This window comes from Kiloniella laminariae (genome assembly GCF_027214005.1).
GTDB lineage: Bacteria > Pseudomonadota > Alphaproteobacteria > Kiloniellales > Kiloniellaceae > Kiloniella > Kiloniella laminariae_A.
Window position 1 is genome coordinate 16,970 of record NZ_JAPWGY010000014.1, and the last position, 24,110, is coordinate 41,079.

General features: G+C 49.5%; 34 protein-coding genes. 3 read left to right on the forward strand and 31 right to left on the reverse strand.

The features are described 5' to 3' along the window. Positions 1-348 precede the first annotated feature (348 nt). The 3 genes from O4H49_RS19520 to O4H49_RS19530 form a co-directional block, all read right to left on the reverse strand. A complete protein-coding gene (locus tag O4H49_RS19520; protein ID WP_269425125.1) occupies positions 349-1,026 on the reverse strand; it encodes a cysteine hydrolase family protein in 678 nt (225 codons plus the stop codon). Between the two features lie 154 nt (positions 1,027-1,180). Then, entirely contained in the window at positions 1,181-2,473 is a 1,293-nt protein-coding gene (locus tag O4H49_RS19525) for a replication-associated recombination protein A (RefSeq protein ID WP_269425126.1), read from the reverse strand. A gap of 49 nt (positions 2,474-2,522) precedes the next feature. Next, entirely contained in the window at positions 2,523-3,926 is a 1,404-nt protein-coding gene (locus tag O4H49_RS19530; protein ID WP_269425127.1) for a Do family serine endopeptidase, read from the reverse strand. 495 nt (positions 3,927-4,421) lie between these two features. Between O4H49_RS19530 and O4H49_RS19535 the strand changes: the two genes are divergently transcribed. The 3 genes from O4H49_RS19535 (at position 4,422) to O4H49_RS19545 (ending at position 9,723) form a co-directional block, all read left to right on the forward strand. Further along, positions 4,422-5,987: a sensor histidine kinase gene (locus O4H49_RS19535; RefSeq protein ID WP_269425128.1), complete on the forward strand. Its 1,566-nt coding sequence runs from the start codon at positions 4,422-4,424 to the stop codon at positions 5,985-5,987. Positions 5,988-6,315: 328 nt separating this feature from the next. Further along, positions 6,316-7,905 carry a sensor histidine kinase gene (locus tag O4H49_RS19540; RefSeq protein WP_269425129.1) on the forward strand — a complete coding sequence of 530 codons (1,590 nt, stop codon included), beginning with the start codon at positions 6,316-6,318 and terminating at the stop codon, positions 7,903-7,905. 18 nt (positions 7,906-7,923) lie between these two features. Next, positions 7,924-9,723, forward strand: coding sequence for a response regulator (locus tag O4H49_RS19545; RefSeq protein ID WP_269425130.1), 1,800 nt, complete (start codon positions 7,924-7,926; stop codon positions 9,721-9,723). 102 nt (positions 9,724-9,825) lie between these two features. On the opposite strand, the gene rplQ is transcribed toward O4H49_RS19545, so the two are convergent. The 28 genes from rplQ to O4H49_RS20655 all read right to left on the reverse strand — a co-directional run. Then, positions 9,826-10,245: a 50S ribosomal protein L17 gene (rplQ, locus tag O4H49_RS19550; RefSeq protein WP_269425131.1), complete on the reverse strand. Its 420-nt coding sequence runs from the start codon at positions 10,243-10,245 to the stop codon at positions 9,826-9,828. 158 nt (positions 10,246-10,403) lie between these two features. Next, a complete protein-coding gene (locus O4H49_RS19555) occupies positions 10,404-11,420 on the reverse strand; it encodes a DNA-directed RNA polymerase subunit alpha (RefSeq protein WP_026261452.1) in 1,017 nt (338 codons plus the stop codon). A gap of 153 nt (positions 11,421-11,573) precedes the next feature. Then, entirely contained in the window at positions 11,574-11,963 is a 390-nt protein-coding gene (gene rpsK / locus O4H49_RS19560) for a 30S ribosomal protein S11 (RefSeq protein ID WP_020592323.1), read from the reverse strand. A gap of 14 nt (positions 11,964-11,977) precedes the next feature. Then, positions 11,978-12,346, reverse strand: coding sequence for a 30S ribosomal protein S13 (gene rpsM, locus O4H49_RS19565; protein WP_020592324.1), 369 nt, complete (start codon positions 12,344-12,346; stop codon positions 11,978-11,980). 262 nt (positions 12,347-12,608) lie between these two features. Next, the gene (locus O4H49_RS19570; protein ID WP_269425132.1) at positions 12,609-13,181 is read right to left on the reverse strand and encodes an adenylate kinase; all 573 of its coding nucleotides are present in this window, start codon (positions 13,179-13,181) and stop codon (positions 12,609-12,611) included. Then, positions 13,178-14,506, reverse strand: a complete 1,329-nt coding sequence (gene secY, locus O4H49_RS19575; RefSeq protein ID WP_269425133.1) for a preprotein translocase subunit SecY — start codon at positions 14,504-14,506, stop codon at positions 13,178-13,180. Before secY ends, O4H49_RS19570 begins: the two co-directional genes overlap by 4 nt. Before the next feature lie 85 nt (positions 14,507-14,591). After that, positions 14,592-15,056, reverse strand: a complete 465-nt coding sequence (gene rplO, locus O4H49_RS19580) for a 50S ribosomal protein L15 (protein ID WP_020592327.1) — start codon at positions 15,054-15,056, stop codon at positions 14,592-14,594. A gap of 47 nt (positions 15,057-15,103) precedes the next feature. Next, positions 15,104-15,295, reverse strand: a complete 192-nt coding sequence (gene rpmD / locus O4H49_RS19585) for a 50S ribosomal protein L30 (protein ID WP_020592328.1) — start codon at positions 15,293-15,295, stop codon at positions 15,104-15,106. A gap of 6 nt (positions 15,296-15,301) precedes the next feature. Continuing rightward, entirely contained in the window at positions 15,302-15,871 is a 570-nt protein-coding gene (gene rpsE / locus O4H49_RS19590; RefSeq protein ID WP_020592329.1) for a 30S ribosomal protein S5, read from the reverse strand. A 9-nt stretch (positions 15,872-15,880) separates the two neighbouring features. Further along, complete coding sequence (rplR, locus tag O4H49_RS19595; RefSeq protein WP_020592330.1) at positions 15,881-16,243, reverse strand: 50S ribosomal protein L18; 363 nt, start codon at positions 16,241-16,243, stop codon at positions 15,881-15,883. A 3-nt stretch (positions 16,244-16,246) separates the two neighbouring features. Continuing rightward, the gene (rplF, locus tag O4H49_RS19600) at positions 16,247-16,780 is read right to left on the reverse strand and encodes a 50S ribosomal protein L6 (protein WP_020592331.1); all 534 of its coding nucleotides are present in this window, start codon (positions 16,778-16,780) and stop codon (positions 16,247-16,249) included. Positions 16,781-16,792: 12 nt separating this feature from the next. After that, positions 16,793-17,191 (reverse strand): 30S ribosomal protein S8, encoded by a 399-nt coding sequence (gene rpsH / locus O4H49_RS19605; protein ID WP_020592332.1) that lies wholly within the window; start codon positions 17,189-17,191, stop codon positions 16,793-16,795. Positions 17,192-17,206: 15 nt separating this feature from the next. Beyond that, a complete protein-coding gene (gene rpsN, locus O4H49_RS19610; protein WP_020592333.1) occupies positions 17,207-17,512 on the reverse strand; it encodes a 30S ribosomal protein S14 in 306 nt (101 codons plus the stop codon). A gap of 23 nt (positions 17,513-17,535) precedes the next feature. Further along, the gene (gene rplE, locus O4H49_RS19615; protein WP_269425134.1) at positions 17,536-18,081 is read right to left on the reverse strand and encodes a 50S ribosomal protein L5; all 546 of its coding nucleotides are present in this window, start codon (positions 18,079-18,081) and stop codon (positions 17,536-17,538) included. Positions 18,082-18,095: 14 nt separating this feature from the next. Next, positions 18,096-18,416 (reverse strand): 50S ribosomal protein L24, encoded by a 321-nt coding sequence (rplX, locus tag O4H49_RS19620; protein WP_020592335.1) that lies wholly within the window; start codon positions 18,414-18,416, stop codon positions 18,096-18,098. Then, the gene (gene rplN, locus O4H49_RS19625) at positions 18,416-18,784 is read right to left on the reverse strand and encodes a 50S ribosomal protein L14 (protein WP_020592336.1); all 369 of its coding nucleotides are present in this window, start codon (positions 18,782-18,784) and stop codon (positions 18,416-18,418) included. The genes rplX and rplN overlap by 1 nt, the downstream gene beginning before the upstream one ends. Positions 18,785-18,800: 16 nt before the next feature. Then, positions 18,801-19,046 carry a 30S ribosomal protein S17 gene (gene rpsQ / locus O4H49_RS19630; protein ID WP_020592337.1) on the reverse strand — a complete coding sequence of 82 codons (246 nt, stop codon included), beginning with the start codon at positions 19,044-19,046 and terminating at the stop codon, positions 18,801-18,803. A 12-nt stretch (positions 19,047-19,058) separates the two neighbouring features. Beyond that, positions 19,059-19,253, reverse strand: a complete 195-nt coding sequence (gene rpmC / locus O4H49_RS19635) for a 50S ribosomal protein L29 (protein WP_020592338.1) — start codon at positions 19,251-19,253, stop codon at positions 19,059-19,061. Beyond that, positions 19,253-19,675: a 50S ribosomal protein L16 gene (gene rplP, locus O4H49_RS19640; protein ID WP_269425135.1), complete on the reverse strand. Its 423-nt coding sequence runs from the start codon at positions 19,673-19,675 to the stop codon at positions 19,253-19,255. Before rplP ends, rpmC begins: the two co-directional genes overlap by 1 nt. Positions 19,676-19,701: 26 nt before the next feature. After that, on the reverse strand, positions 19,702-20,382 hold the full coding sequence (rpsC, locus tag O4H49_RS19645; RefSeq protein ID WP_020592340.1) for a 30S ribosomal protein S3: 681 nt from the start codon (positions 20,380-20,382) through the stop codon (positions 19,702-19,704). Next, positions 20,382-20,762 (reverse strand): 50S ribosomal protein L22, encoded by a 381-nt coding sequence (gene rplV / locus O4H49_RS19650; protein ID WP_020592341.1) that lies wholly within the window; start codon positions 20,760-20,762, stop codon positions 20,382-20,384. The genes rpsC and rplV overlap by 1 nt, the downstream gene beginning before the upstream one ends. Beyond that, a complete protein-coding gene (gene rpsS / locus O4H49_RS19655) occupies positions 20,759-21,043 on the reverse strand; it encodes a 30S ribosomal protein S19 (protein WP_020592342.1) in 285 nt (94 codons plus the stop codon). Before rpsS ends, rplV begins: the two co-directional genes overlap by 4 nt. 15 nt (positions 21,044-21,058) lie before the next feature. Next, positions 21,059-21,889, reverse strand: coding sequence for a 50S ribosomal protein L2 (rplB, locus tag O4H49_RS19660; protein WP_269425136.1), 831 nt, complete (start codon positions 21,887-21,889; stop codon positions 21,059-21,061). 4 nt (positions 21,890-21,893) lie between these two features. Then, positions 21,894-22,226, reverse strand: a complete 333-nt coding sequence (locus O4H49_RS19665) for a 50S ribosomal protein L23 (protein WP_020592344.1) — start codon at positions 22,224-22,226, stop codon at positions 21,894-21,896. Further along, complete coding sequence (gene rplD, locus O4H49_RS19670) at positions 22,223-22,840, reverse strand: 50S ribosomal protein L4 (RefSeq protein WP_020592345.1); 618 nt, start codon at positions 22,838-22,840, stop codon at positions 22,223-22,225. The genes O4H49_RS19665 and rplD overlap by 4 nt, the downstream gene beginning before the upstream one ends. A gap of 2 nt (positions 22,841-22,842) precedes the next feature. Beyond that, positions 22,843-23,556 carry a 50S ribosomal protein L3 gene (gene rplC, locus O4H49_RS19675; RefSeq protein WP_020592346.1) on the reverse strand — a complete coding sequence of 238 codons (714 nt, stop codon included), beginning with the start codon at positions 23,554-23,556 and terminating at the stop codon, positions 22,843-22,845. Between the two features lie 3 nt (positions 23,557-23,559). Further along, positions 23,560-23,874 (reverse strand): 30S ribosomal protein S10, encoded by a 315-nt coding sequence (rpsJ, locus tag O4H49_RS19680; RefSeq protein ID WP_020592347.1) that lies wholly within the window; start codon positions 23,872-23,874, stop codon positions 23,560-23,562. 159 nt (positions 23,875-24,033) lie between these two features. Further along, a partial coding sequence (locus O4H49_RS20655; RefSeq protein WP_269425248.1) for a hypothetical protein occupies positions 24,034-24,110 on the reverse strand: 77 nt, incomplete at its 5' end.

Sequence of the window (24,110 nt, forward strand, 5' to 3'; positions counted from 1 at the left end):
TAATGAAATCATTACCTATCAAAGAAACCGACACTTGGCAAAACCACTATCAGCTTCTCTGTTCTTGCACCACTGGGGAAAGCAAAGCTTATGGAGCGAAACCAAGGTGAGAGCATCAAAAGTATGGCGTTATTGGAATCTGGTCGAGCAGATCGTCCCCCCGGATTGCCTCAATACCCTTACCAAGACATGAGGGACAAAAGGCGGAGCTCTGGAAAGCTGGCGTCGATTATTTTATCTGAAAATGAAGAAAAATCTCAAAGTCCGGTAGAACAGAATTTCTAGGCCAGAGACTGTTTGAATTGATGCTGAAGGCCGCCGAAACCATCAGTCCAAAAACAAAAGAAACTAGGCAGCCCTGTCTTCTTTGCCATTCTGCTTTGGTGTACCGAGCCATGAGAGAACCTCGTCGGCCTCCATGAGGTAAACACCCATTCTTCCCAACTCTTCAAGGCCCTGTTCACTGGCATTGCAAAGCGCATCAGGAACAACAACTACTTTAAAATCACGGGCACTGGCTTCATAGATCGTTGCGCGGGTTGCTGTATTAAAAGAAAAACCGCAAAGGATCAGGGAATCAACACCGCGGGAACGCAATTCCTGTTCAAGGGAGGTTCCATGGAAAGCCCCCCAACGCGGGCGATAAAAAATGGATTCATCCGGGCCGATTTCCTGGAACTTTCCATCGAAAAGAATATCGGGATTAATCCGGACTTCCTCGCCTTCGGGCTGAATTTCATCAACCAGCTCTGCCCCCAGACTACCGGGCATAAAAATACGCAAACCTTCTTCTACAGCAGAGCGGCGACAGAGATCCACATTGGAACCATCTGGCTTATAGAGGCGAATAGAGTGATAGAGAGGAACGTCGCGTTCCCGAACCCCTTGGACCAGTCTGGTCATTGTCGGGATTACACGGGAAAGACCAGAAGCACGAATGGGTGACGAAGGAAGAATATAATCCCTCTGGATCGATAGTGTTATTAGTGCTGCGTGATCTTTTTGCGGACGTAAATACTCTGTCATCTGTAACCTTAACCTGCTGGGACGTCGTTTTATTGATAAAAACAAAACGGTCTGTTGTAGGAAGTACTCATACAACAAACACCAAAATGTCACACCTCCGCAATCGCCACTAGTTCATAGCAGCCACGCGTATAATGCATTTCTCATAAAAACGTCAGGTTTTCTGCCGATCTTGGCGTAGCTTATCCCAATAAGCCAGACGTTTTTTTACCTCTCGCTCAAAGCCTCTCTCAACCGGAAGGTAGTATTTCTCCCTTGGCAAGCTATCTGGAAAGTAGTTTTGTCCGGAAAATCCATCCCGGGCGTCGTGATCATAGGCATAGTTCTTGCCGTACCCCAGATCCTTCATCATTTTTGTCGGTGCATTAAGAATATGCATCGGGGGTGATAGCGATCCCGTCTCGGCAGCGGCCCTGACACTGCTTTTATAGGCTTTATATGCCGCATTGGATTTGGGAGCTGTTCCAAGATAGATCACAGCCTGCGCCAATGCCAGCTCACCTTCGGGAGACCCCAGTCTTTCAAACGTCTGCCAGGCATGGAGTGCCTGAGACATCGCATTTGGGTCGGCCAGTCCGATATCCTCTACGGCAAAACGCAATAATCTCCGGGCGATAAAATTGGGATCCTCTCCTCCTGCCAGCATCCGGGCCAGCCAATAAAGCGCTGCATCACAGTCTGAACCCCGCAAAGACTTATGCAAGGCCGATATAAGATTGTAATGCCCTTCCTGCCCCTTGTCATAGATCGGTGCCCGCTTCTGGATGGCCCCGGCAAGATCTCCGCTGTCAAGCTCCTGCCCCGGCGGTAAAGTGAACAGTTCTTCCGCCATATTCAGCAGATAGCGTCCATCCCCGTCCGCCATGGCAATCACAGATTGCCTGGCTTCAGGGCTCAGGGGCAATTCAAACCCCATTTCCTGTTCGGCCCGACGCAACAGATCATCCATGCCATCTTCATCAAGCCTCTTAAGCACCATCACCTGGGATCGGGACAACAGCGCGGCATTCAATTCAAAAGAGGGATTTTCAGTCGTGGCACCAACCAGAACAATGGTCCCATCTTCCATATGTGGCAAAAAACCATCCTGCTGGGCACGGTTGAAGCGATGGATCTCATCGATAAAGAGCAGAGTGCCCTGCCCCATTGCCCGTCGTTCTCTGGCGCGTTCAAAGATTTTACGCAGATCCGCAACACCGGAAAAAATGGCAGAAAGAGGTTCGAAATGAAGATCAGTTACATCGGCCAGTAACCGGGCAATCGTGGTTTTACCACAGCCCGGGGTTCCCCAGAGTATCATCGAGGCCAGTCGTCGGGCACGGACCATCCGGCCAATTGGTCCATTTTCACCAACAAGATGATCCTGTCCAACGACTTCGGACAAGCTGCGCGGACGTAACCGGTCAGCCAGAGGACGCGTCGCCTGATTTTCAAAGAGCCCTGTCAAAACTTCCTCTTGTCATTCCTAAACAGCATAAAAATCAATGACTAATCCATTACTTTTTACGTGAAAACTCAAGCACCCTCTGGCGTCCGTTTCTTCTGATCACCAGTTGCCACTTCTCGGTTTCTTTAGCCAGTGCGGGTTCGACATCTGACACCAGCTTAACAGAACTCCCATTCACCCCCAGCAAAATATCCCCGGGCTGAAGCCCTATCCTGTGAGCCGGGCTGCGGCGGGCGATATTGCTAATGATAACCCCTTCCCAAAGCCCGCTGATATCCAGTTCCTCTGACAGAGCTGGAGAAAGATTGGCAACAGTTGCCCCTGCCAAAGGATTTGAACCAAGAATTTCTCGCATATCCCTTTGCGGAATTTCAGGTGCCTGGGTTGCTACAAATCGTAAGGTCTGAGCTTTCCGACCCCGCCAGATTCCGATCTGGATTTCATCGCCCACTGGGATCGTTGCCACCCGAAAGCGCAGCGAGTCAACATTTGTCACTTCCTGACCAGCAGCAGAGAGAATTACATCACCCGCCTTCAGGCCGGCCTGATCTGCTGGTCCACCCGGGAACACACTGCTGACCACAATCCCGCCGGGGCGAGACAGGCCAAAGCCCTGAGCAAGATCAGAGGTGAGGTTTTGCCCGATCAGACCAGTCCAGGCCCGGACAAGCCCATGACCTTCTTCCGCAGAGCGGATTACAGTGCGCACCATATTGGCGGGGATAGCAAAACCGATACCGATCGACCCGCCGCCTTTCGAAGCAAAAATCGCCGTATTAATTCCAAGAAGCTTGCCATCCATCGTAACAAGAGCGCCACCCGAGTTGCCTGGATTGATAGCTGCATCTGTCTGAATGAAGAACTGGTAATCAGCAATTCCAACACGGGTTCTGGCCAGAGCCGAGACAATGCCGCTTGTGACCGTTTGCCCAACACCAAAAGGATTGCCGATTGCCAGCACAAGATCGCCGACATCAATTCTGTCTGAGTCCATTAATTCCAGAGTTGGAAGCTCTTCGCCCGCGGTATCAATTTTCAACACGGCCAGATCGGTTCCTTCATCACTGAGAACCAGTTCGGCCGAAAACTCCCGCCGATCAGCAAGAACAACCTGGATTTCTGTTGCGCCTTCAATCACGTGGTGATTGGTAATAACCAGCCCATTGCTACGCACGATGACACCCGAGCCCAGGGATTTTCCCTGCCTCTGGCGCTCACGCCCTGGCAGATTATTCCCAAAGAAGCGCTGAAAAAACGGATCGTTAAAAAGGGACGGAACCTGGCGTTCCTTAACCAGGGTTTTTGTAAAAATATTTACGACGGCAGGGGCTGTTTGACGAACCACCGGTGAAAAACTGAGATTAATCTGTTCACGGCTGGAGGGAACCTCTTGAGAGAGCGCAGATCCTATACAGAAAATCCCCCCCAGAACACAGAGAAACAATCTACTCATGCATCGCGTCCCAGTTTTCACCGCAACATCCCTTCTCTAAGCAATAACAAGACGTAATTATACTTGGTTGATATTCATATCCTGATCAAGGCATCAGCCCTATCTCTTTCCAAAGCACAAGGCAATAGCACGGTACGAAACCCGTGATAAATCCGGGGACTTCTGGTCAAGAGAAACAAAAAGACTGTCGAAATTTTTGAATATGAAGTTTTGTTTTAGCAACTGGAATAAAGCAACTTTTCTTACAGTCACCCATGGGTCCCCAACTTCACTCTTCAGTTTTTATAAAGATTTCCCTGCTACAGATTACTATGAACAAAAGCCAATGAAGTTTTTAAGATTTCCCTTAAACCTAAGGACAGCAAAACGGGGGGATCTCTGTAAGTTTCAAAAGCCAACAACTCATGGTTACCCCCCATTCAACCTCCAGAATATTCATAATTCAGGATCGAGAGACAAGGATAGTGGTGGCAATAAAATTCAGGACACGCTCACATGAGTAATGCCCCTCTTAAAAAGACCAAAGCTTTCTGGAATGTTGGCAGAAAGATTTTTGTGGTCTCAGTGTCAATAGTATTGGTGCTGTTCGCGGTGTTTACGTCTGTAAACTGGTACATGGAAAAACAGCGCATCACCAAAATCTGGATAGAGAATGTTACCGTAAAAACAGAGCGGTTGGCCGCGCAGATCAGTGGCGCAGTAAGAAGAGAGCAGCCGAATGCCATATGGCATTCTTTTAATTTCCTTACCCCAAGCGAGCAGGTCACCCCCTTCGATTTACGGGTCTACAATCCTTCGGGAAAAAAGTTACTCGAGCATGTCGGGCTTAACCACAAAGCAGAGGATTTAAGATTTTCAGAGCTTCTGGAAGGGAAAACCCAGAAAACACTTCATCACCTTGATGACAAGGGTATTACTATCGCGGTGCCGATTAAAACCCTGCGCAGCAAAGCTTACGGAACCTTGATCATTACCTGGAGCCTTTCTCCACTCAATACCCACTTGCTCGACTCATTGAAAAGCCAAGGGTTCCTCTCTCTCGGCATTCTCGCTCTCGCAAGTTTGATTATCTTTTTTCTGGTCAGGCTCACGATTGGATCCCACCTGACACAACTCAGTAATGATATGCTCCTGATCGTCAACAACCAACGCCCACAAACCAGTAAACTCTTTAAACGACAAGATGAATTCGGCGTACTCGCGCTTTCTCTTGAAGTTTTCAAACGACGCATGGATGAATTCAGAGAAACCCGGACAAAGCTTGAAGAAAAGACAAATTTACTCGGTATGGCTTTGGAAAAGGAGGTTGTGCAAAACTCCATGCAGCGTGATTTTGTTTCCATGGCCTCACACGAGATAAGAACGCCGCTGACGATCATAGACAGTAGTGTTCAACGTATTCGCCGGAGACTAGACACTCTCGACAAAGATTTCATTGATGGAAAACTCCATAAAATCTCAGGTGCCACCCAGCGTATGCTTGAGCTACTCGACAGCACATTAAGTGCCTCACGTATCGAGGCGGGAGAGGTAGAGATGTCTCTTACCCCTGTCGATCTCGCAGGCCTTCTCGCCCTGACCTGCATAAATCATCAAGACTATTCAGAACACCATCAAATCATTTATGATGTCCAAAAGTTGCCGAGGAGTATCCTTGTCGACAAGCCAAAAATCACTCAGGTATTCTCAAATCTTCTGTCGAACGCAATCAAATACTCTCCAGGAGCTTCCAAAGTCATTGTTGGCGGTTATATAGAGAACGGAAGAGCCTATATAACATTTCAGGATTTCGGGATTGGCATTGCCAGAGAAGATTGGCCTCATATATTTGACCGCTATTTTCGATCCAGTAACACTGCAGGCATTTCTGGCACAGGTATCGGGCTTTGCCTGGTCCAGTGGTTGTTAGAGTTGCATGGAGGAGCAATAACGATTGAAAGCGAACTTGAACAAGGATCTGTCTTCACAGTTATGCTCCCGATAAAAGATTCAGGAGATGATCAGGCAGAGATCATTAATATCCCCTTGACGTCCACTGAATCTGATCTTTCGAAATTATAGACCTCCCCAGGTTTGCAGACAGACAGAATCAGTATGAAGCCAGGGCTTGATTTTTTGGTTCAATCTACAGTTATAATTCTTATTTTTGACGTAAATCTTTCAACAGAAGACTCATTGGAAATGGTTAATTTTTCCTTTATTTAAAGAAACTTAAGCTAACGACTGAAGGTTGTATTTTATCCAATAAAGTTGTAAAGTTACTCATGATAACCAAACTGAAGATGTTTTTGATACAGTCTTGAAATATCGCCTCTGTCAAGACCAGGCGTTGGCCCCAGATTACCCCTTCTGCTGCCAAGGAAGTTATCAACAGGAGATAACGGCTCGGATGAATGAAATCACGTTCAACAAACCAAAAACCTTCTGGAACGTTGGAAGAAAGGTCTGCCTGATTGCGGTAAGCGGCACTTCATTACTCTTCGCTATCTTGACTTATGTAAACTGGTATCTGGAGAAACAACACATCACCGAAATCTGGGTGGAAAACTCCATGGTCAAAACCGAACGCCTAGCCTCGCAAATCAGTGATGTTGTAAGAAGGGAGCAAGCAGACGAAATCTGGACTTCATTCAATTTCCTGACGCCAAGAGAGCAGGTCGTCGCGTTTGATCTAAGAGTTTATAATCCCGAAGGGAAAAAGCTTGTCGAACACCTGGGCCTTGATCGGAAGAATGACGACCAGAGGTTCTCTGAGATCCTGACAGGCAAAACACTTAATACCGATTATTTTATAGACGATGTTGGCATCGCTGTCGCCACCCCGATAAGGACGCGGCACAGTGAATCCTATGGGACCCTGGTTGTTACCTGGAGTTTGTCCTCCAGAAACACCTTCCTTCGCGATACGATAAAAACACAATTATATCTGTTTCTTGGCTTTACAGTGATCAGCTGCTTTTTTCTTTTTACGCTAATCAATAGAACAATCGCCTCTCACCTTACCCAACTCAGCCATGATATGGTCCTCATCGTCAAAAACCAGTGCTCCAAAGGGAGCAAACTGCTTAACAGAAATGATGAGTTCGGCGTTATCGCGCTTTCGCTTGAGGTTTTCAAACGCCATATGGATGAGTTGCAAAACACAAAAACTGCCCTCGAAGACAAAACAAGGTTACTTGAAATCACGTTAGAAAAAGAACAGATGCAAAATTCCATGCAGCGGGATTTTGTCTCTATGGCTTCACACGAGATAAGAACTCCTCTGACGATCATCGACAGCAGTGTTCAGCGTATCCGACGCCGGCTTGATGCTCTTGATAAGGACTTTGTTGATTCCAAGCTCAACAAAATTTCCGGGGCCACCCAGCGTATGCTTGAACTGCTGGACAGCACCTTGAGCACCTCGCGTATCGAAGCAGGGGAAGTCGACATCTCTCTCGCTCCCCTTGATCTGGCTGGGTTGGTGGCCCTGACCTGCATAAACCATCAGGACTATTCAGAACATCACCACATCATCTATGATGTAAGGGCGCTCCCCCGGAACATTGTTGCTGATCGCCGAAAGCTGGTGCAGGTTATTACCAATCTGCTATCTAATGCCATCAAATACTCGCCGGGAGCAGAACAAATAATAATTGGCAGCTATATAGAAAACGGGCGGGCCTATATCTCATTTCAGGATTTTGGTATCGGTATTTCGCAAGAGGACTGGCCAAAAATCTTTGGCCGTTATTTCCGCTCCAGTAACACTTCAGGAATATCCGGAACCGGGATAGGCTTGTGTCTTGTCCAGTGGCTGCTAGAATTACACGGCGGGTCTATATCTGTTGAAAGTGAATTGGAGGTAGGCTCTACTTTTACAATTATGCTGCCGATAAAAGACGCTGGAGAGGAACAGGCTGAAATCATTGATGTCCCTCTAATTTCGTCAGAAGCCGATTTCTCTGGGGCAGATAAAATCGCTGTCGCCAGATCGTAAAAATCAGAGAAAGTAAATATGGCAACAATTTTATGTGTTGAAGATGAAGATGTCCTCAGAGAGGATCTGGTCGAGGAGCTCACTGATTATGGCTATAAAGTTCTTTCTGCCAGAAACGGCGCGGAAGGCTTTAAGATTGTTTCAGAGACCAAAGATCTTGATCTCGTATTAAGCGATATCTCGATGCCTGTAATGGATGGAATGGGTCTTCTGCGAAAAATCAGAGAATCAAACGCACCTTATGCATCAACACCCTTTGTATTCCTTAGTGCCATGTCCGATAACAAGCACATGATCGAAGGGAAGTCACTTGGGGTCGATGATTACATAATCAAACCTGTCAACTTTGACCTTCTCTTGTCAACCATTGCCAAACAACTAACAAAATCAAAATCCAGGTCAGCCGCGCCACCAGGCGCGCCAACGGCTCCCAGTACAGTTTCCTCTCAAGCCAAGCCAAATAAACCAGATGATCGGGTGCCAAACTCGCCAACCGTGCGTGCCCTAAATCAAAATCCACATCCTAAACCATCCACCAAACCGACGTCCGTTACAGGTTCCTCTTCCCCACCTCCCGCTCCAATTGCCCCAACAATGGCAAAAAGCATTCCTCAGCCAGCGAATTCACCTGGTGCTCGTCCCCCTTCATCTACACAGCATCATGTTGAGGGGATGAACACACAACCACCACCTTTTCCGGATGACTCCCGGTTGGTTGCAGGCCGTTTCCAGCTTTTGGGAATCGACAAGCTCAAGGAAAAAGTCGGGGATAAATGGGAGCATCATCAGCGCTTGATCCATAATATTATGGTCTCGGTTGTTTCCAAAAACATTGGCCCCCTGGACTCCTGCCGCATATCCGAGGATGGCGATATGATGGTCTGCTTTTCCCAACTGAATGAAGTGGAAGCCCGCTTTAAGCTTGATGCTATTCGTAAAGAAGTCTGGATCAAGCTTCTCGGTGAAGAAGGCTATAAAGACGATTTAAATATTTCCACCCAAGCTTTTGAAATCAAAGGGCAAGCCTATGAGCTAGAAGTAGAGGAAGAGGAATACAGTAAAGCAAAAGACCCCTGGGATATTATCCAGAAACGCATTGAACAATCCGCCCAATCAACTCAGGAAAAAGTGGATATTTTTCTGCAGGAAATTCTTGAGCGTGCAGAAATACGTTTCACCAGATTACAAAATACAGCAGGGGATAACCTGCCCCTCTCCCTGGCAAGTTTTGATGACTTCGGGCAGGAACGACAACAGAAAATCGAACAGGTGATCGACGAAGCAGATCCCCGCCGATTGATCATCGAGGGCGCCTATATCGGCCAGACAACCGGGTACATGATATCCAACCTGATCGACATGGCTGCTGCGGGTGTGATCATGAGGCTGGATTATCAGCTTTGCACAAATAAAAAGGAATTTGACCGTGTTCTGATGTTGTTGGAAAGCCTGCCGCAAAAATCCAGGGAACGCCTTATCATTGCCCTGACCGGTTTACCCAACAATATCCACCTGACCAAGATCAGCGACCTCATGGCAAGGCTCAGACCTTTTTGCAAAATGGGGGCTACAGAACTTCAACTGCATATGCCTGGGGATCACCATTTTGACATGTTGGGCGTAACAATCCTGATCCTTGATTACCATGAAGCGCTGGCCATGGGACGGCATTCAAAAAGCAAGTACATTCAGGCAATCAAAACCATCAAGCTGAAGAAAAAGCGTGTCATGGTTCTCAACGCCCCTAAAGGGAAAGAAAAAATTCTGAACAGTCTGGGCGGGGATTTTATCCACATAAGGGATATGGAACTGTTCTGACAGAAAACTGAAAACCGAACCCTTAGAAGTTAAATTTATAAAACGACAAAAGGCAGCCCGAAGGCTGCCTTTTGTACAAAACAGGACAAGAACGAAAAGAACTTACTCTTCGCCTTCGCCTGCATCAGACAGGTCAGGACCGGAATCCTGGCCTTTAGCATCAACGTTACGCTCAACCAATTCAATAACAGCCATTGCTGCCATGTCACCATGACGGAAACCGGCTTTAAGAACACGGGTATAACCACCCTGGCGTTCTTTGTAACGTGCAGCCAGTTCATCAAACAGCTTGCCAGTGATTTTGGCATCACGAAGAACAGACATTGCCTGACGACGGGCGTGCAGATCGCCGCGTTTACCAAGGGTGATCAGCTTCTCAACGATGGGACGAAGATCTTTGGCTTTTGGCAGGGTTGTCTTGATCTGCTCGTGCTTGATCAGGGCGTGTGCCATGTTGGCAAACATAGCCTTACGGTGGCTAGAGGTACGATTAAGTTTACGACCACTCATTCCGTGACGCATTTCTGTTCTCCTATATCTGTTGTCTCGCGCACGAGACGGATTGTATTATCCTGTCGCCGCCTGATCCTGTATTCCCTCCCCTTCGCAGGATTGGGATACTCATCCGATGTACGACAGGTGGGGAGAAATCTCCCCACTTGCTTTAACCAAACCTTTGATTAGAAAGGTTCGTCGAGACGCTTGGCCAGCTCTTCGATATTCTCAGGTGGCCACTCGGCAATTTCCATACCGAGGTGCAGACCCATACCGGAAAGAACCTCTTTGATTTCATTGAGGGACTTACGACCGAAGTTGGGCGTGCGCAGCATTTCTGCTTCGGTTTTCTGAACCAGATCACCGATGTAGACAATGTTGTCGTTCTTGAGGCAGTTCGCGGAACGAACAGACAGCTCAAGTTCATCAACCTTGCGAAGCAGGTTCCGGTTGAACGGAGGTTCGCTTGGACGATCGTCGATCTCTTCAACTTTTGGTTCGTCAAAGTTCACGAAGAGTGACAGCTGGTCCTGCAGAATACGGGATGCAACCGCAATCGAATCTTCTGGAGTAATCGAACCATCAGTTTCAATTTCCAGTGTCAGGCGATCATAGTCGGTAACCTGACCAACGCGGGTGTTATCAACCTTGTAGGAAACCTTGCGGACCGGAGAGAAGATCGAATCAACCGGGATCAGACCGATTGGCGCATCTTCGATGCGGTTCTGCGAGGCAGCAACATAACCCTTGCCGGTATTCACGGTAAGTTCCATATCCAGATGAGCACCGTCATCCAGAGTGCAGAGAACCAGATCAGGGTTCATCACTTCGATGTCACCTGTGGTTTCAATCTGGCCAGCAGTTACAGAACCAGGACCTTCAGCGCGCAGACGCATCCGTTTTGGCCCTTCACCTTCCATCCGCAAAGCAATCGCTTTGATATTCAGAATAACATCTGTCACATCTTCACGAACACCGGGGATCGAAGAGAACTCGTGCAAAACGCCATCGATATGAATGGACGTTACCGCTGCGCCCTGCAAGGAAGACAGGAGAACACGGCGAAGAGCGTTACCAAGTGTAAGACCGAAACCACGCTCAAGCGGCTCCGCAACAATCTTGGCAACACGGCTGCTGTCATTGCCAGTCTCGACAACGAGACTCTCAGGCTTGATCAACACATTCCAGTTAGTCTGAATCACAGTAAAACCTCGTGACTTGCATGCTATCGATTGCCAACGGGCGACAACAATGGTTCATGCTCTGTCATAGATAAGCCAAAAAGCCGGAGAACCTCCGGCTTCTGACCTGTTTGGAAAAGGCGACTCTCCCGTTAGCGAGCCGCCCCTGTTCCCTTAAACGCGACGGCGTTTAGGAGGACGACATCCGTTGTGCGGGATTGGTGTCACATCACGGATACCAGTGATGGTGAAACCAACAGCCTGCAAGGCACGCAGTGCGGACTCACGTCCTGAACCAGGGCCTTTAACATTTACGTCGAGAGTCTTCATCCCGTGTTCCTGAGCTTTTTTACCTGCATCTTCTGCAGCAAGCTGAGCAGCATAGGGAGTAGACTTACGAGAGCCTTTAAAACCAAGACCACCAGCAGAAGCCCAGGAAATAGCATTTCCCTGAACGTCAGTAATTGTGATGATGGTGTTGTTGAACGTGGCGTTCACGTGCGCAATACCGGAAGAAATATTCTTCCTCTCGCGGCGCCGAACTTTCGTCTGAGGTTTAGCCATTGTCTAAAAGCCCCTTATTTCTTCTTACCAGCGATCGCAACAGCAGGACCTTTACGCGTACGTGCGTTGGTCCGGGTACGCTGTCCACGAACTGGCAGACGTTTACGATGACGCAGGCCGCGCAGGCAACCCAGATCCATCAAACGTTTGATGTTCATTGAAACTTCACGGCGAAGGTCACCTTCAACAGTAAAGCCACGGTCAATTGTTTCACGAATGCGAAGTACTTCATCTTCTGTGAGTTCGTTAACACGGCGTTCTGCCGGAATGCCAACTTCTTCACAGATTTTCTTTGAATTCGCAGGACCAATACCATGGATATAGGTCAATGCGATGAGTACCCGCTTTTGCGTCGGGATGTTGACGCCAGCAATACGAGCCACTACGCTCTCCTCACAAACACAGATCGGGTGCCAAGTATTTGACAACCCTGGGTTAATTCAATCCGCGACTATCTCTAGAGGTGAAATGAGAGACGTCGTACGACTATTTCCCCCGGCCAGGCCGGGAATACGAAAGGCGCCTAGATTCAGCGCCATATTCTTATCCCGCGTGAAAACCAAGATAAATCAAGGCTTCTCTTGGGAAAATGTCCATTCGGCGGCGGATTATATGCCAATCCGCCGACCTGTCAATGGTCAAGAATCATTTAAGATAATCAGCGATCTGATTCGCGACGTCATCTATGCTTTTCATGCCGTCAACCTTGTTCAGAACTCCCTTGGCTGCGTAGTAAGGCAACACAGGAGCTGTCTGCGCATGATAGACGGACAAACGTTTTTTCAGGGTTTCGGCATTGTCATCCGCGCGGCGTTGAGCTTCCGGCGTGGCCTGGGCCCGGGTTTCGATGCGATCGAAAAGAATTTTCTCGTCGACAACGATTTCAATAATCTTGTCCAGCTTAAGACCTTTTTCGACAAGCATCTTGTCGAGACCTTCCGCCTGGGCGACCGTACGAGGGAAGCCATCGAGGATGAATCCGTTTTTGCAATCAGCTTCATCAATCCGGTCAGAAATGATACCGATGATCAGATCATCGTCTACCAGTTGTCCCGCATCCATAACGGATTTGGCTTTCTGTCCCAGTTCTGTACCCGCAGCCACAGCAGCCCGAAGCATGTCCCCTGTTGAAAGCTGGGCGATGCCATGCTTTTCAACGAGGATCTCGGCCTGAGTTCCCTTCCCGGCCCCAGGAGGGCCAAACAATATTATGTTCATCCACGCCTACCCTTTAATTTTGATTTTTTGATTAGACCTTCATATTGATGGGCTACCAGATGAGAATGTATCTGGCCGACCGTATCCATTGTAACAGAGACGACAATCAGAAGACTCGTTCCGCCAAAATAGAAAGGGACAGCATATTGAGAGATCAGAATCTCTGGTAGCAGACAGACAGCAACCAGATACGCAGCACCTGCTACAGTCAACCGGTTAATGATAAAGTCCAGATGATTAGCGGTATTCTTGCCCGGGCGAATCCCAGGAACAAAGCCGCCATTCTTTTTCAGATTTTCAGCTGTATCTTCTGTATTGAAAACGATGCTTTTGTAGAAGAAAGCAAAGAAAGCAATCAGAGAACTGTACAGCAGGATATATCCCAGTGATCCACGACCAAGATTTGCCGTTACCCAGGTCAGCCACTCGGGACCGCTTCCTGCCGAAAACTGCGCCGCAGAAATTGGCATCAGCAACAGAGAAGAGGCAAAAATCGGAGGAATAACCCCGGAAACGTTCAGCTTGATTGGCAGGTGAGAAGATTCGCCGCCAAACATCTTGTTGCCAACCTGGCGTTTTGGGTACTGAACAATGATCCGGCGATGCGCACGTTCAACACAAACGATCCCTGCAATTACCAGTGGAACCAGCAGAATAATCAGGGCAACAACGCCATTGTTCAGGCTCAATTCAAATGTCTGGGCCAGAGCAGCCGGAAGGCCAGCAACAATACCTGAGAAAATAATCAGTGAAATACCGTTCCCAATACCACGTTGGGTAATCTGTTCCCCCAGCCATAGCAGGAATACAGTACCGCCGGTCAGGGTAATGACAGTTGTCAGTTCGAAAAACAGCCCCGGATTAATAACCGAAGCCCCGAACCCGGACGAGGCCTCAAGCCCCCTGGCAATACCATAAGCCTGAATGGCGGCAAGGATAACCGCCCCATAACGGGTATACTGGTTAATTTTCTTGCGACCGGACTCACCTTCTTTTTTCAAGGCTTCGATCTGCGGAGAAATCGCCGACATCAGCTGCATGATAATAGATGCAGAAATGTAGGGCATAATGTTCAAGGCAAAAATGGTCATGCGCTCAAGCGCACCACCAGAAAAGAGATTAAACATCCCAAGCATGCCACCAGCCTGGTTGTTAAAGGCTTGCTTGAAGATAGAGGGATCAATGCCGGGTAAAGGAATATAGGTACCCAGACGATAAACAATCAGCGCACCCAGGGTGAACCAGATACGCTTCTTCAAATCTGTGGCTTTTGAAAACGAACTAAAATTAATGTTCGAGGCTAATTGCTCGGCAGCGGATGCCATGTGCCTGTTCCCGGTACTAGAAATGACTTAAAAAGAGCAAAGGCAGGGATCTCCCCAAGTTTGAGGAGATCCCTGCCTTTACAAATTATTCGCTTGCAGGAACGGTGACAGAGCCACCGGCCTTTTCGACGGCTGCAATTGCCGCAGCAGAAGCGCCAGCTACAGTGATAGACACTTTAGCAGACAGTTCGCCGTTCGCCAGAAGGCGAATACCGTCACGAGCGTCGGTAATGATACCGGAAGTAACCAGAACGTCCTGATCAATCGGTTTCTTGGCGTCGATCTTCTTAGCGTCGATCGCAGCCTGCAGACGGCCGATGTTCAGAGGAACGAAGTTCTTCCGGAAAATGTTGTTAAATCCACGTTTCGGCAGACGGCGATGCAATGGCATCTGGCCGCCTTCGAAGCCTTTAACGGCAACACCGGAACGGGACTTCTGACCCTTGTGACCGGTTCCGGCGGTTTTACCCGTTCCGGATCCGGTTCCGCGACCAACACGTTTACGGTTTTTGGTCGCGCCGAGGTTATCGGAAAGCTGATTGAGCTTCATGGTAATGGTCCCAGTTTCCCCTACTTGCGAGAGAGATGGGGAGGCCCTTAGGCCTCCTCAACCTTCACAAGATGGCTAACCTTGTTGATCATGCCACGCACAGCTGGAGTATCTTCCAGTGTACAACGACGGTTCATTTTATTGAGGCCCAGACCAACCAAAGTAGCGCGCTGATCTTTCGTCCGTCCGATTGGACTTCCTACCTGAACCACAGTAACGGTTTGTTTCTTGGCTGCCATGGTATCTTACCCCTGCGCTTCTGTGCCAGTAGCACGGGAACCAAGGATGTCAGAAACCTTCTTGCCGCGACGCTGAGCAACCATACGAGGACTGCGCGAACGCACCAGTCCATCAAAGGATGCTTTAATCAGGTTATGCGGGTTCGAAGTGCCTGTGGACTTAGCGACCACATCCTGAACACCAAGAGCTTCGAAAACAGCACGGAGTGGACCACCGGCAATAATACCGGTACCCGCTGGTGCGCTGCGCATGACAACGTGGCCTGCACCGTAGTGACCTTTAATGTCGTGGTGCAGAGTACGGCCCTCACGAAGAGGAACGCGAACCATGTTGCGCTTTGCAGCTTCCGTGGCTTTACGAATTGCTTCAGGAACTTCACGGGCTTTACCAGTGCCATGACCAACGCGGCCACGACCATCACCAACGACGACAATAGCGGCAAAGCCGAAACGACGGCCACCCTTGACGACTTTAGCAACACGGTTAATACCAACCAGTTTTTCGATCAGTTCCGGTTCATCGCGATTGCGATCATCTCTACGATCGCGATTATTTTCTTTCTGAGAACGTGCCATTCTGTCCTCCTAGAACTTTAAGCCAGCTTCACGGGCAGCATCGGCAAGAGCCTTGATACGACCGTGATAGATGTTACCACCGCGGTCGAAGACGACCTCGGTGATACCGGCAGCGACAGCACGCTCTGCAACGAGTTTTCCGACTTCGGTAGCTGCTGTTTTATCAGCACCGGTCTTCAACGCGCTCTTCAGAGAGCCATCCAGAGTTGACGCAGCGGCAACAGTGACACCCTGCTTGTCGTCGATCACCTGAGCATAGATATGTTTGCTCGAGCGAAAAACTGACAGGCGAGGACGACCATTACCCGTGCGCCGGAGCTGTGTACGAACGCGACTTTTGCGGCGATCGTGCAATGATGTAAGCTTACGCATGGGTTACTTCTTCTTGCCTTCTTTACGCAGAACGACTTCGTCAGCGTATTTGACACCTTTGCCTTTGTAAGGCTCTGGCGGACGATACGCGCGAATCTCGGCAGCCACCTGGCCAACCTTCTGCTTGTCAATCCCCGAGACGGCCACTGCTGTCGGCTTTTCACAAACGATGGAGATACCTTCAGGAATCGGGTAGTTCACATCGTGTGAGAAACCAAGCTGCAGATTGAGAGCATTGCCCTGAACCGCCGCACGATAACCAACACCGTTGATTTCCAAGCTCTTGGTATAGCCCTGGGACACACCAATAACAAGGTTTTCAACACGACTGCGAGCAGTACCCCACATGGAGCGTGCGCGCTTGCTATCATTAGCTGGTTTGACGACCACTTTTCCCTCTTCGAGAGAAATGCTTACATCATCCGTAGCTGCGAAGCTGAGTTGACCCAGCTTCCCTTTTGCAGTGACGACATTGCCGTCTACTTTAACTTCGACCCCGCCTGGGACTTCCACGGGGTTTTTGCCTACACGAGACATATCATAACCCCCTTAGAATACCTGGCAAAGGACTTCACCACCAACATTGGCGGCGCGGGCCTCTTGGTCTGACATCACGCCGCTAGGCGTGGAGAGGATGGTAACCCCAAGTCCGTTATAGAAGCGCGGAAGCTCTTTAATCTTAGAGTATACACGACGACCAGGACGGGAAACACGGCTGATCTCAGAGATCGCCGGATCACCATCTGCATATTTGAGCTCGATTGAGAGCTCGGAAATGCCAGCACGAATTTCTGTTGTGCTGTAATCGCGGATGTAACCTTCACGCTTCAGGACATCAAGAACGTTAGCACGCAGCTTTGAAGCTGGCGCACTAACGACGGATTTACCAACCCGCTGTCCATTGCGGATGCGGGTCAGCATATCCCCTAAAGGATCGCTCATCGCCATCTCGCTGTTCCTTTCTTACCAGCTCGACTTTACCACACCGGGAACCTGACCAACGGAGGCCAGATCGCGCAGTGCGATACGTGAGAGCTTGAACTTACGATAAAAACCACGTGGGCGTCCGGAAACGCCACAACGATTCCGTACACGGATCTTTGCTCCGTCACGAGGCAACTGAGCCAATTTCAGACTTGCATGGAAGATTTCTTCCGGAGAAGCCGAACGATCAGTAGCAATCGCTTTTAGAACAGCACGCTTTTCAGCCTGCTTAACGACCAGACGGCGGCGTTTTTCGTTCTTAGCAATGGCACTTTTCTTAGCCATAGTACTATTCCTTTCTGCCCGTTCTACTTAGAGAACGGCATGTCGAACCTTGCAAGGAGAGCTTTTGCTTCCTTATCGGTTTTCGCCGTGGTGCAGATGGTGATATCCATACCGCGGATTTCGTCTACGCGATCGTATTCGATTTCCGGGAAAATAATCTGCTCCTTGATGCCCATGTTGTAGTTACCACGACCATCAAAACTATTGCCTTTCACGCCGCGGAAATCGCGAACACGTGGAAGAGCAATCGTCACGAGACGATCGAGGAACTCATACATGCGGTCACCGCGCAGTGTCACCTTGCAGCCTAGTGGCATTTCTTCACGCACCTTGAAACCCGCGATGGATTTCTTGGCTTTGGTGATAACAGGCTTCTGAGCAGCGATAAGCTCGAGCTCTTCAGCAGCGTTTTTCACCTTCTTGGTGTCCTGAACGGCTTTACCAACACCGATATTCAGCACGATTTTCTCGAGCTTAGGGATCTGCATTGGGTTCGTGTAGTCAAATTCAGCCTTGAGAGCGTCTTTGACGGCACTGTTGTAGTGTGCTTTCAAGCGAGGCTGTGTCATTTTATCAACCCGCCTTATACATCTACTACTTCGCCAGATTTCTTGGCGAAGCGCACTTTACGATCACCATCCTGACGGTACCCAACACGGGTAGCATCACCGGATTTCGGATCGACGAGTGCAATATTAGAAATATGAATGGAAGCTTCGTTCTCGACGATTCCACCCGCTGATGTCTGGGTCGCACGCTGATGCTTCTTCGCAACGTTGATGCCCTGTACTACAGCGCGATCTTCGTCACGAAGTACACGAAGCACTTCGCCTTTTTTACCCTTGTCACGACCGGTTGTAACTACGACCTGGTCGCCTTTTTTAATCTTGAACTTCTTGCTCATTACAGCACCTCGGGCGCCAATGACACGATTTTCATGAAGCTGCGCGCACGCAGCTCACGAGTAACCGGTCCGAAAATACGGGTACCAATTGGCTCATTTGACTTGTTGATCAAAACAGCGGCATTGGTATCAAAGCGGATCGAAGTACCGTCTTCACGACGAATTTCTTTAGCCGTACGTACAATAACGGCACGATGAACATCACCTTTTTTTACCTTGCCACGTGGAATTGCTTCCTTGACAGATACGCGGATGATGTCACCGATACTGGCGGTTTTTCTTTTGGAACCGCCAAGTACCTTGATGCACTGCACTCTACGAGCGCCTGAGTTATCAGCTACTTCCAGCTGAGATTGCATCTGGATCATGGCTTTATCCTAAATACTATGCTTCAGAAGAAGCGTCGCTGAACACTTCCCAAGACTTGGTCTTGGAAACTGGACGACACTCACGAATCTTGACGACATCTCCCGCTTTAACCGCGTTGGTCTCGTCATGAGCGTGATACTTCTTCGAGCGCTTAATGAACTTCTTGTAGATAGGGTGCATAACTCGACGCTCAACAAGAACGGTAATTGTCTTATCCGTCTTGTCGCTTACGACGACACCCTGCAACACACGCCGTGGCATTGTGCAAACTCCTTAAGAAGCTGCCTGCAGAGACTGCAGTACAGTTTTGACTCGGGCGATGTCGCGGCGAACCTGACGGCACCGAGCAGTGTTTTCAAGCTGACCGCTGGCTTTCTGGAAACGAAGGTTAAACTGCTCCTTGCGCAGATTAACCATCTCAACCTTCAGCTCATCAGCCGTTTTAGTACGGAGATCACTCGATTTCATTAGTTCCCTCCTTCACCGGGACGAACAACAAACTTCGTCTGGATTGGCAGCTTTGCAGCAGCAAGTGAGAAAGCCTCACGTGCCAGCTCCAGGGGCACACCGTCCAGTTCGAACATTACACGACCTGGCTTGACTCTGGCAGCCCACCATTCTGGGTTACCTTTACCTTTACCCTGACGAACTTCAGCAGGTTTCGTTGAAACCGGCACGTCCGGGAAAATGCGGATCCACAACTTACCGACACGTTTCATATGACGCGTGACGGCGCGGCGGGCCGCTTCGATTTGACGGGCAGAAACACGACCAGGGGTCAGGGCTTTGAGACCGAAAGCACCGAAGTTCAACTCGGTACCACCCTTGGCATTGCCGTGTATCCGGCCTTTATGTGCTTTGCGGAATTTAGTCCGCTTTGGCTGCAGCATTGTTTTACTTCCTCAAGCTATGCCCGTTATGAACGAGCTGCCTGTGAATCCTGAGCTCGTTTGTCCATGGCCATTGGATCATGTTCCATGATCTCGCCTTTGAATACCCAAACCTTTACACCACAAATACCGTATGTGGTGGAAGCACGGGATTCAGCGTAATCAACTTCAGCACGAAGTGTGTGAAGCGGAACACGGCCCTCACGATACCATTCTGTACGAGCGATTTCAGCGCCACCCAGGCGGCCTGCGCAGTTAATACGCACACCCTGAGCACCGAGACGCATCGCTGACTGAACAGCACGTTTCATGGCACGGCGGAAAGCCACACGACGTTCTAACTGACTACAGATGTTGTCTGCAACCAATTTCGCATCAATTTCTGGTTTCCGGATCTCTACGATGTTCAGATGGACTTCGCTAGAAGTCAGTTTCTGAAGCTCACGACGCAGTTTTTCGATATCCGTTCCCTTTTTACCAATCACAACACCTGGACGGGCAGAATAAAGGGTAACACGGGCTTTCTTGGCTGGACGCTCGATGATGATGCGTGAAAGACCAGCTTGTTTCAGACGCTCGCGCAGAAACTCACGGATTTTCAGATCTTCATGAAGCATGTCAGCATAGTTCGCATCTGCAAACCAACGAGAATCCCAGGTCCGGATGATACCGACACGAAGGCCGATAGGATTAATCTTTTGACCCATTATGCGGCCTCCTCGCGTTCGCGGACAACAACTGTCAGCTGGCTCCAGGGTTTCAGCAGACGGCCGGTACGACCGCGAGCACGAGCCCGGAAGCGTTTCATGACAAAGCTCTTGCCGACGAAAGCCTCTGCAACAAAGAGACGATCAACGTCAAGCTGATGGTTGTTTTCAGCATTTGCAATAGCGGACTGAAGAGCTTTTTTCACTTCAATCGCGATACGGCGCTTGGAAAACGTCAGTTCTGCCAAAGCAGATTCTGCTGATTTCCCACGAATGCTGGCCGCAACCAGGTTCAATTTACGCGGGGAAGTGCGAAGATTGACAGCAACTGCACGAGCTTCAGTGTCAGCTAACGCACGATCACGTTTTGACTTACTCATTTTTTGCCTTTCTTCGCCTTCTTATCTACAGCGTGACCCCAATAGGTACGTGTAGGCGCGAATTCACCAAATTTATGGCCAACCATATTCTCGGTTACGAGAACAGGGATGTGCTTCTGGCCGTTGTACACACCAAACGTCAAGCCAACAAACTGTGGCATGATGGTCGAACGACGTGACCAGGTTTTAATAATCTCATTGCGACCCGCATTTCGCACGGTTTCTGCCTTCTGTAGAAGATAGGCATCAACGAACGGGCCCTTCCAAACGGAACGTGCCATATGGCCATCCCCTCACTAGCGTTTCTGATGACGACGACGGATAATAAGTCCATCAGTCTTCTTGTTAGAACGAGTGCGTGCACCCTTGGTGGGTTTACCCCAAGGAGTGACCGGATGACGACCTCCGGAAGTACGACCTTCACCACCACCGTGCGGGTGGTCCACCGGGTTCATAGCAACACCACGGACTGCCGGACGCTTGCCAAGCCAACGATTACGGCCAGCCTTACCAAGCTTCTGGTTAGAGTTATCCGGGTTGGACACGGCGCCAACCGTTGCCATGCATTCGGCGCGTACCATACGCAACTCGCCTGAGTTCAAGCGAATTTGGGCGTAACCTGAATCGCGACCGACCAGCTGCACATAAGTACCGGCTGAACGAGCGATCTGCCCACCTTTACCAGCCTTCAGCTCGACGTTGTGGACAATAGTACCCACAGGGATCGCGCTAAGAGGCATAGCATTACCAGGTTTAACATCGGTTTTAGCGCCAGAGATGACACTATCACCAACCTGCAGGCGCTGAGGAGCCAGGATATAGGCCTGCTCACCATCTGCATATTCGATCAGCGCGATAAACGCTGTACGGTTCGGATCGTACTCAATACGCTGAACAGTAGCGGCAACATCAAACTTTGTCCGTTTGAAGTCGACGATACGGTAAGAACGTTTGTGACCACCACCACGACGACGCATGGTGATCCGACCGTTATTGTTACGTCCGCCTGATTTGCTGAGACCCTCAGTCAACTTCTTGACTGGTTTCCCTTTGTACAGCTCAGAACGGTCGATCAGGACCAAGTTTCTTTGACTTGGAGTGACCGGATTGAAATTTCTCAACGCCATCGGATTAAATTCCCGTCGTCACGTCGATGCTATCCCCGTCAGCGAGGGATATGATAGCCTTTTTGACGTCGGAACGACGACCAGGGCGACCTTTGAAGCGTTTTGTCTTGCCTTTAACGCGAAGCGTGTTAACCGCCTCAACCTTAACGCCGAACAAACCTTCTACAGCCAAACCAATTTCAGGCTTCGTAGCATCAAGCGGAACTTGGAAGGTTACCTGGTTGTTCTCGGAACCCAGGGTTGCCTTCTCGGTGATGACCGGACGACGGATGATTTCATACATCCGCTCTTTGGAAACGGTCACCGGCTTGGTATTTCTTGCGCGTGCTCTGCTCATTTTAGACGTGCCTCCAACGCTACAAGGGCGTCCTTGGTCAGAACCAATGTGTCACGACGCAGAATGTCATACACGTTTGCGCCCTGCTCAGGCAGCACGTCAACGCATGGAATATTCCGGGCAGCGAGAGCAAAACTTTCGTTTACCGTAGCACCGTCGATAACCAGGACTGAAGACCAGCCCAGAGCAGTCAACTGCTTGGCAAGCGCAGAAGTTTTTGGTCCTTTGACTTCGGTATTTTCCAGAACCATCAGCTTGCCTTCTGCAACTTTGGCAGAAAGAGCTGTCTTAAGCGCAAGAAGACGTACTTTCTTCGTCAGATCGTGAGCGTGATCACGAACGCGAGGTCCATGAACAATACCACCACCACGGAAGATGTTTGCACGAATAGAACCGTGACGAGCGCCGCCACCTTTCTGCTTCTTGATCTTGCGAGTAGAACCGGAAACTTCGCCGCGTTCTTTCACCTTGTGGGTGCCAGCACGACGTTTTGCAAGCTGATAGTTGACCATGCGAGCGAGTAGATCAGCGCGCACTGGAAGACCGAACACTGATGCGTTCAGCTCAACTTCGCCAGCTTTTTTATTGTCGAGGGATGTAACCGCGATTTTCATGGTTATTGATCCTTCTCTTCAGCAACAGGCGCTTCAGAGCCAGAAGATTTCAGGCCAGCAGGAAAAGGCACACCCTCAGGAAGGGCACGCTTTACAGCGTCGCGAACATAAACCCAGCCACCCTTTGAACCAGGGATAGCGCCCTTCACCAGGATAAGACCGTTCTCACCATCGGTGGCAACGATTTCCAGGTTCTGGGTGGTCACGCGACGGTCACCCATGTGACCAGCCATTTTCTTGCCCTTGAACACCTTGCCAGGATCCTGACTGTTACCAGTCGAACCGTGGCTACGGTGAGAGACAGAAACACCGTGTGATGCACGAAGACCGCCAAAGTTATGACGCTTCATCGCACCCGCGAAACCTTTACCGATTGAAGTACCGGTAACGTCCACATACTGACCAGCCAAGAAATGACCAGCTTCCAGTTCAACACCAACGTCCAGAAGGGCATCAGCGGAAACACGGAATTCAGCAACGTGTTTTTTAGGAGTAACCTTAGCTTTGCCATAATGGCCACGCTCAGCTTTACTCACGTTTTTCACCTTGGCATCACCTGAGCCAAGCTGAATCGCATTATAACCGTCCGCATCTTGCGTGCGAACAGCAACAACCTGACAGTTGTCCAGCTTCAGAACAGTAACCGGCACATGCTCGCCAGTTTCTGTGAAGATACGAGACATGCCAAGTTTCTGCGCAATAAGACCCGTACGCATAGCTTAGCCTTTCAGTTTGATCTCGACATCCACGCCAGCCGCCAGATCGAGCTTCATAAGCGCGTCGACGGTTTGCGGAGTCGGCTCAACGATATCAAGAAGACGCTTGTGAGTCCGGATTTCGAACTGCTCACGGCTTTTCTTATCAATGTGAGGCCCACGCAGAACTGTAAACTTTTCAATGCGGGTAGGAAGAGGAATTGGGCCACGTACCTGCGCACCAGTGCGCTTGGCAGTACCAACGATCTCGGACGTCGACTGATCGAGCACCCTGTGATCGTACGCCTTAAGGCGAATTCGAATATTCTGGCTGTCCATGTTCAGCCACCTTTGATTAACCCGTTCGTACCAGCATCGGCAGAGGAACGCAGTTAACCCCTTTCAGAGTTAATTTAGGTATTCGTCACAATAAAAAATAGCGACGGGGGGTTCTTTAGCAGAACCCCCCGTCGCTATCAACGATTATTTTAATTTATTTTATTTCGAGATACCGGAAACGACACCCGCACCAACGGTACGGCCACCTTCACGGATCGCGAAACGAAGACCATCGG

Coding starts and splice junctions, on each gene's coding strand:
- rpsE (WP_020592329.1), bottom strand. CDS start 15,871: ATGGCACGTTCTCAGAAAGAAAATAATCGCGATCGTAGAGATGATCGC.
- rpsC (WP_020592340.1), bottom strand. CDS start 20,382: ATGGGTCAAAAGATTAATCCTATCGGCCTTCGTGTCGGTATCATCCGG.
- rpsJ (WP_020592347.1), bottom strand. CDS start 23,874: ATGGACAGCCAGAATATTCGAATTCGCCTTAAGGCGTACGATCACAGG.
- rplQ (WP_269425131.1), bottom strand. CDS start 10,245: ATGCGTCACGGAATGAGTGGTCGTAAACTTAATCGTACCTCTAGCCAC.
- rplO (WP_020592327.1), bottom strand. CDS start 15,056: ATGAAGCTCAATCAGCTTTCCGATAACCTCGGCGCGACCAAAAACCGT.
- O4H49_RS19530 (WP_269425127.1), bottom strand. CDS start 3,926: ATGAGTAGATTGTTTCTCTGTGTTCTGGGGGGGATTTTCTGTATAGGA.
- rplP (WP_269425135.1), bottom strand. CDS start 19,675: ATGCTGCAGCCAAAGCGGACTAAATTCCGCAAAGCACATAAAGGCCGG.
- rpmC (WP_020592338.1), bottom strand. CDS start 19,253: ATGAAATCGAGTGATCTCCGTACTAAAACGGCTGATGAGCTGAAGGTT.
- rpsN (WP_020592333.1), bottom strand. CDS start 17,512: ATGGCTAAGAAAAGTGCCATTGCTAAGAACGAAAAACGCCGCCGTCTG.
- secY (WP_269425133.1), bottom strand. CDS start 14,506: ATGGCATCCGCTGCCGAGCAATTAGCCTCGAACATTAATTTTAGTTCG.
- rplV (WP_020592341.1), bottom strand. CDS start 20,762: ATGAGTAAGTCAAAACGTGATCGTGCGTTAGCTGACACTGAAGCTCGT.
- rpsH (WP_020592332.1), bottom strand. CDS start 17,191: ATGGCGATGAGCGATCCTTTAGGGGATATGCTGACCCGCATCCGCAAT.
- rplD (WP_020592345.1), bottom strand. CDS start 22,840: ATGAAAATCGCGGTTACATCCCTCGACAATAAAAAAGCTGGCGAAGTT.
- rpsK (WP_020592323.1), bottom strand. CDS start 11,963: ATGGCTAAACCTCAGACGAAAGTTCGGCGCCGCGAGAGGAAGAATATT.
- rplN (WP_020592336.1), bottom strand. CDS start 18,784: ATGATCCAGATGCAATCTCAGCTGGAAGTAGCTGATAACTCAGGCGCT.
- O4H49_RS19520 (WP_269425125.1), bottom strand. CDS start 1,026: ATGACAGAGTATTTACGTCCGCAAAAAGATCACGCAGCACTAATAACA.
- O4H49_RS19535 (WP_269425128.1), top strand. CDS start 4,422: ATGAGTAATGCCCCTCTTAAAAAGACCAAAGCTTTCTGGAATGTTGGC.
- O4H49_RS19540 (WP_269425129.1), top strand. CDS start 6,316: ATGAATGAAATCACGTTCAACAAACCAAAAACCTTCTGGAACGTTGGA.
- O4H49_RS19545 (WP_269425130.1), top strand. CDS start 7,924: ATGGCAACAATTTTATGTGTTGAAGATGAAGATGTCCTCAGAGAGGAT.
- rplE (WP_269425134.1), bottom strand. CDS start 18,081: ATGACACAGCCTCGCTTGAAAGCACACTACAACAGTGCCGTCAAAGAC.
- rplB (WP_269425136.1), bottom strand. CDS start 21,889: ATGGCGTTGAGAAATTTCAATCCGGTCACTCCAAGTCAAAGAAACTTG.
- rpmD (WP_020592328.1), bottom strand. CDS start 15,295: ATGGCAGCCAAGAAACAAACCGTTACTGTGGTTCAGGTAGGAAGTCCA.
- rplX (WP_020592335.1), bottom strand. CDS start 18,416: ATGAGCAAGAAGTTCAAGATTAAAAAAGGCGACCAGGTCGTAGTTACA.
- rpsS (WP_020592342.1), bottom strand. CDS start 21,043: ATGGCACGTTCCGTTTGGAAGGGCCCGTTCGTTGATGCCTATCTTCTA.
- O4H49_RS19570 (WP_269425132.1), bottom strand. CDS start 13,181: ATGAACATAATATTGTTTGGCCCTCCTGGGGCCGGGAAGGGAACTCAG.
- rplR (WP_020592330.1), bottom strand. CDS start 16,243: ATGCGTAAGCTTACATCATTGCACGATCGCCGCAAAAGTCGCGTTCGT.
- O4H49_RS19665 (WP_020592344.1), bottom strand. CDS start 22,226: ATGAGCAGAGCACGCGCAAGAAATACCAAGCCGGTGACCGTTTCCAAA.
- rplC (WP_020592346.1), bottom strand. CDS start 23,556: ATGCGTACGGGTCTTATTGCGCAGAAACTTGGCATGTCTCGTATCTTC.
- rplF (WP_020592331.1), bottom strand. CDS start 16,780: ATGTCTCGTGTAGGCAAAAACCCCGTGGAAGTCCCAGGCGGGGTCGAA.
- rpsQ (WP_020592337.1), bottom strand. CDS start 19,046: ATGCCACGGCGTGTGTTGCAGGGTGTCGTCGTAAGCGACAAGACGGAT.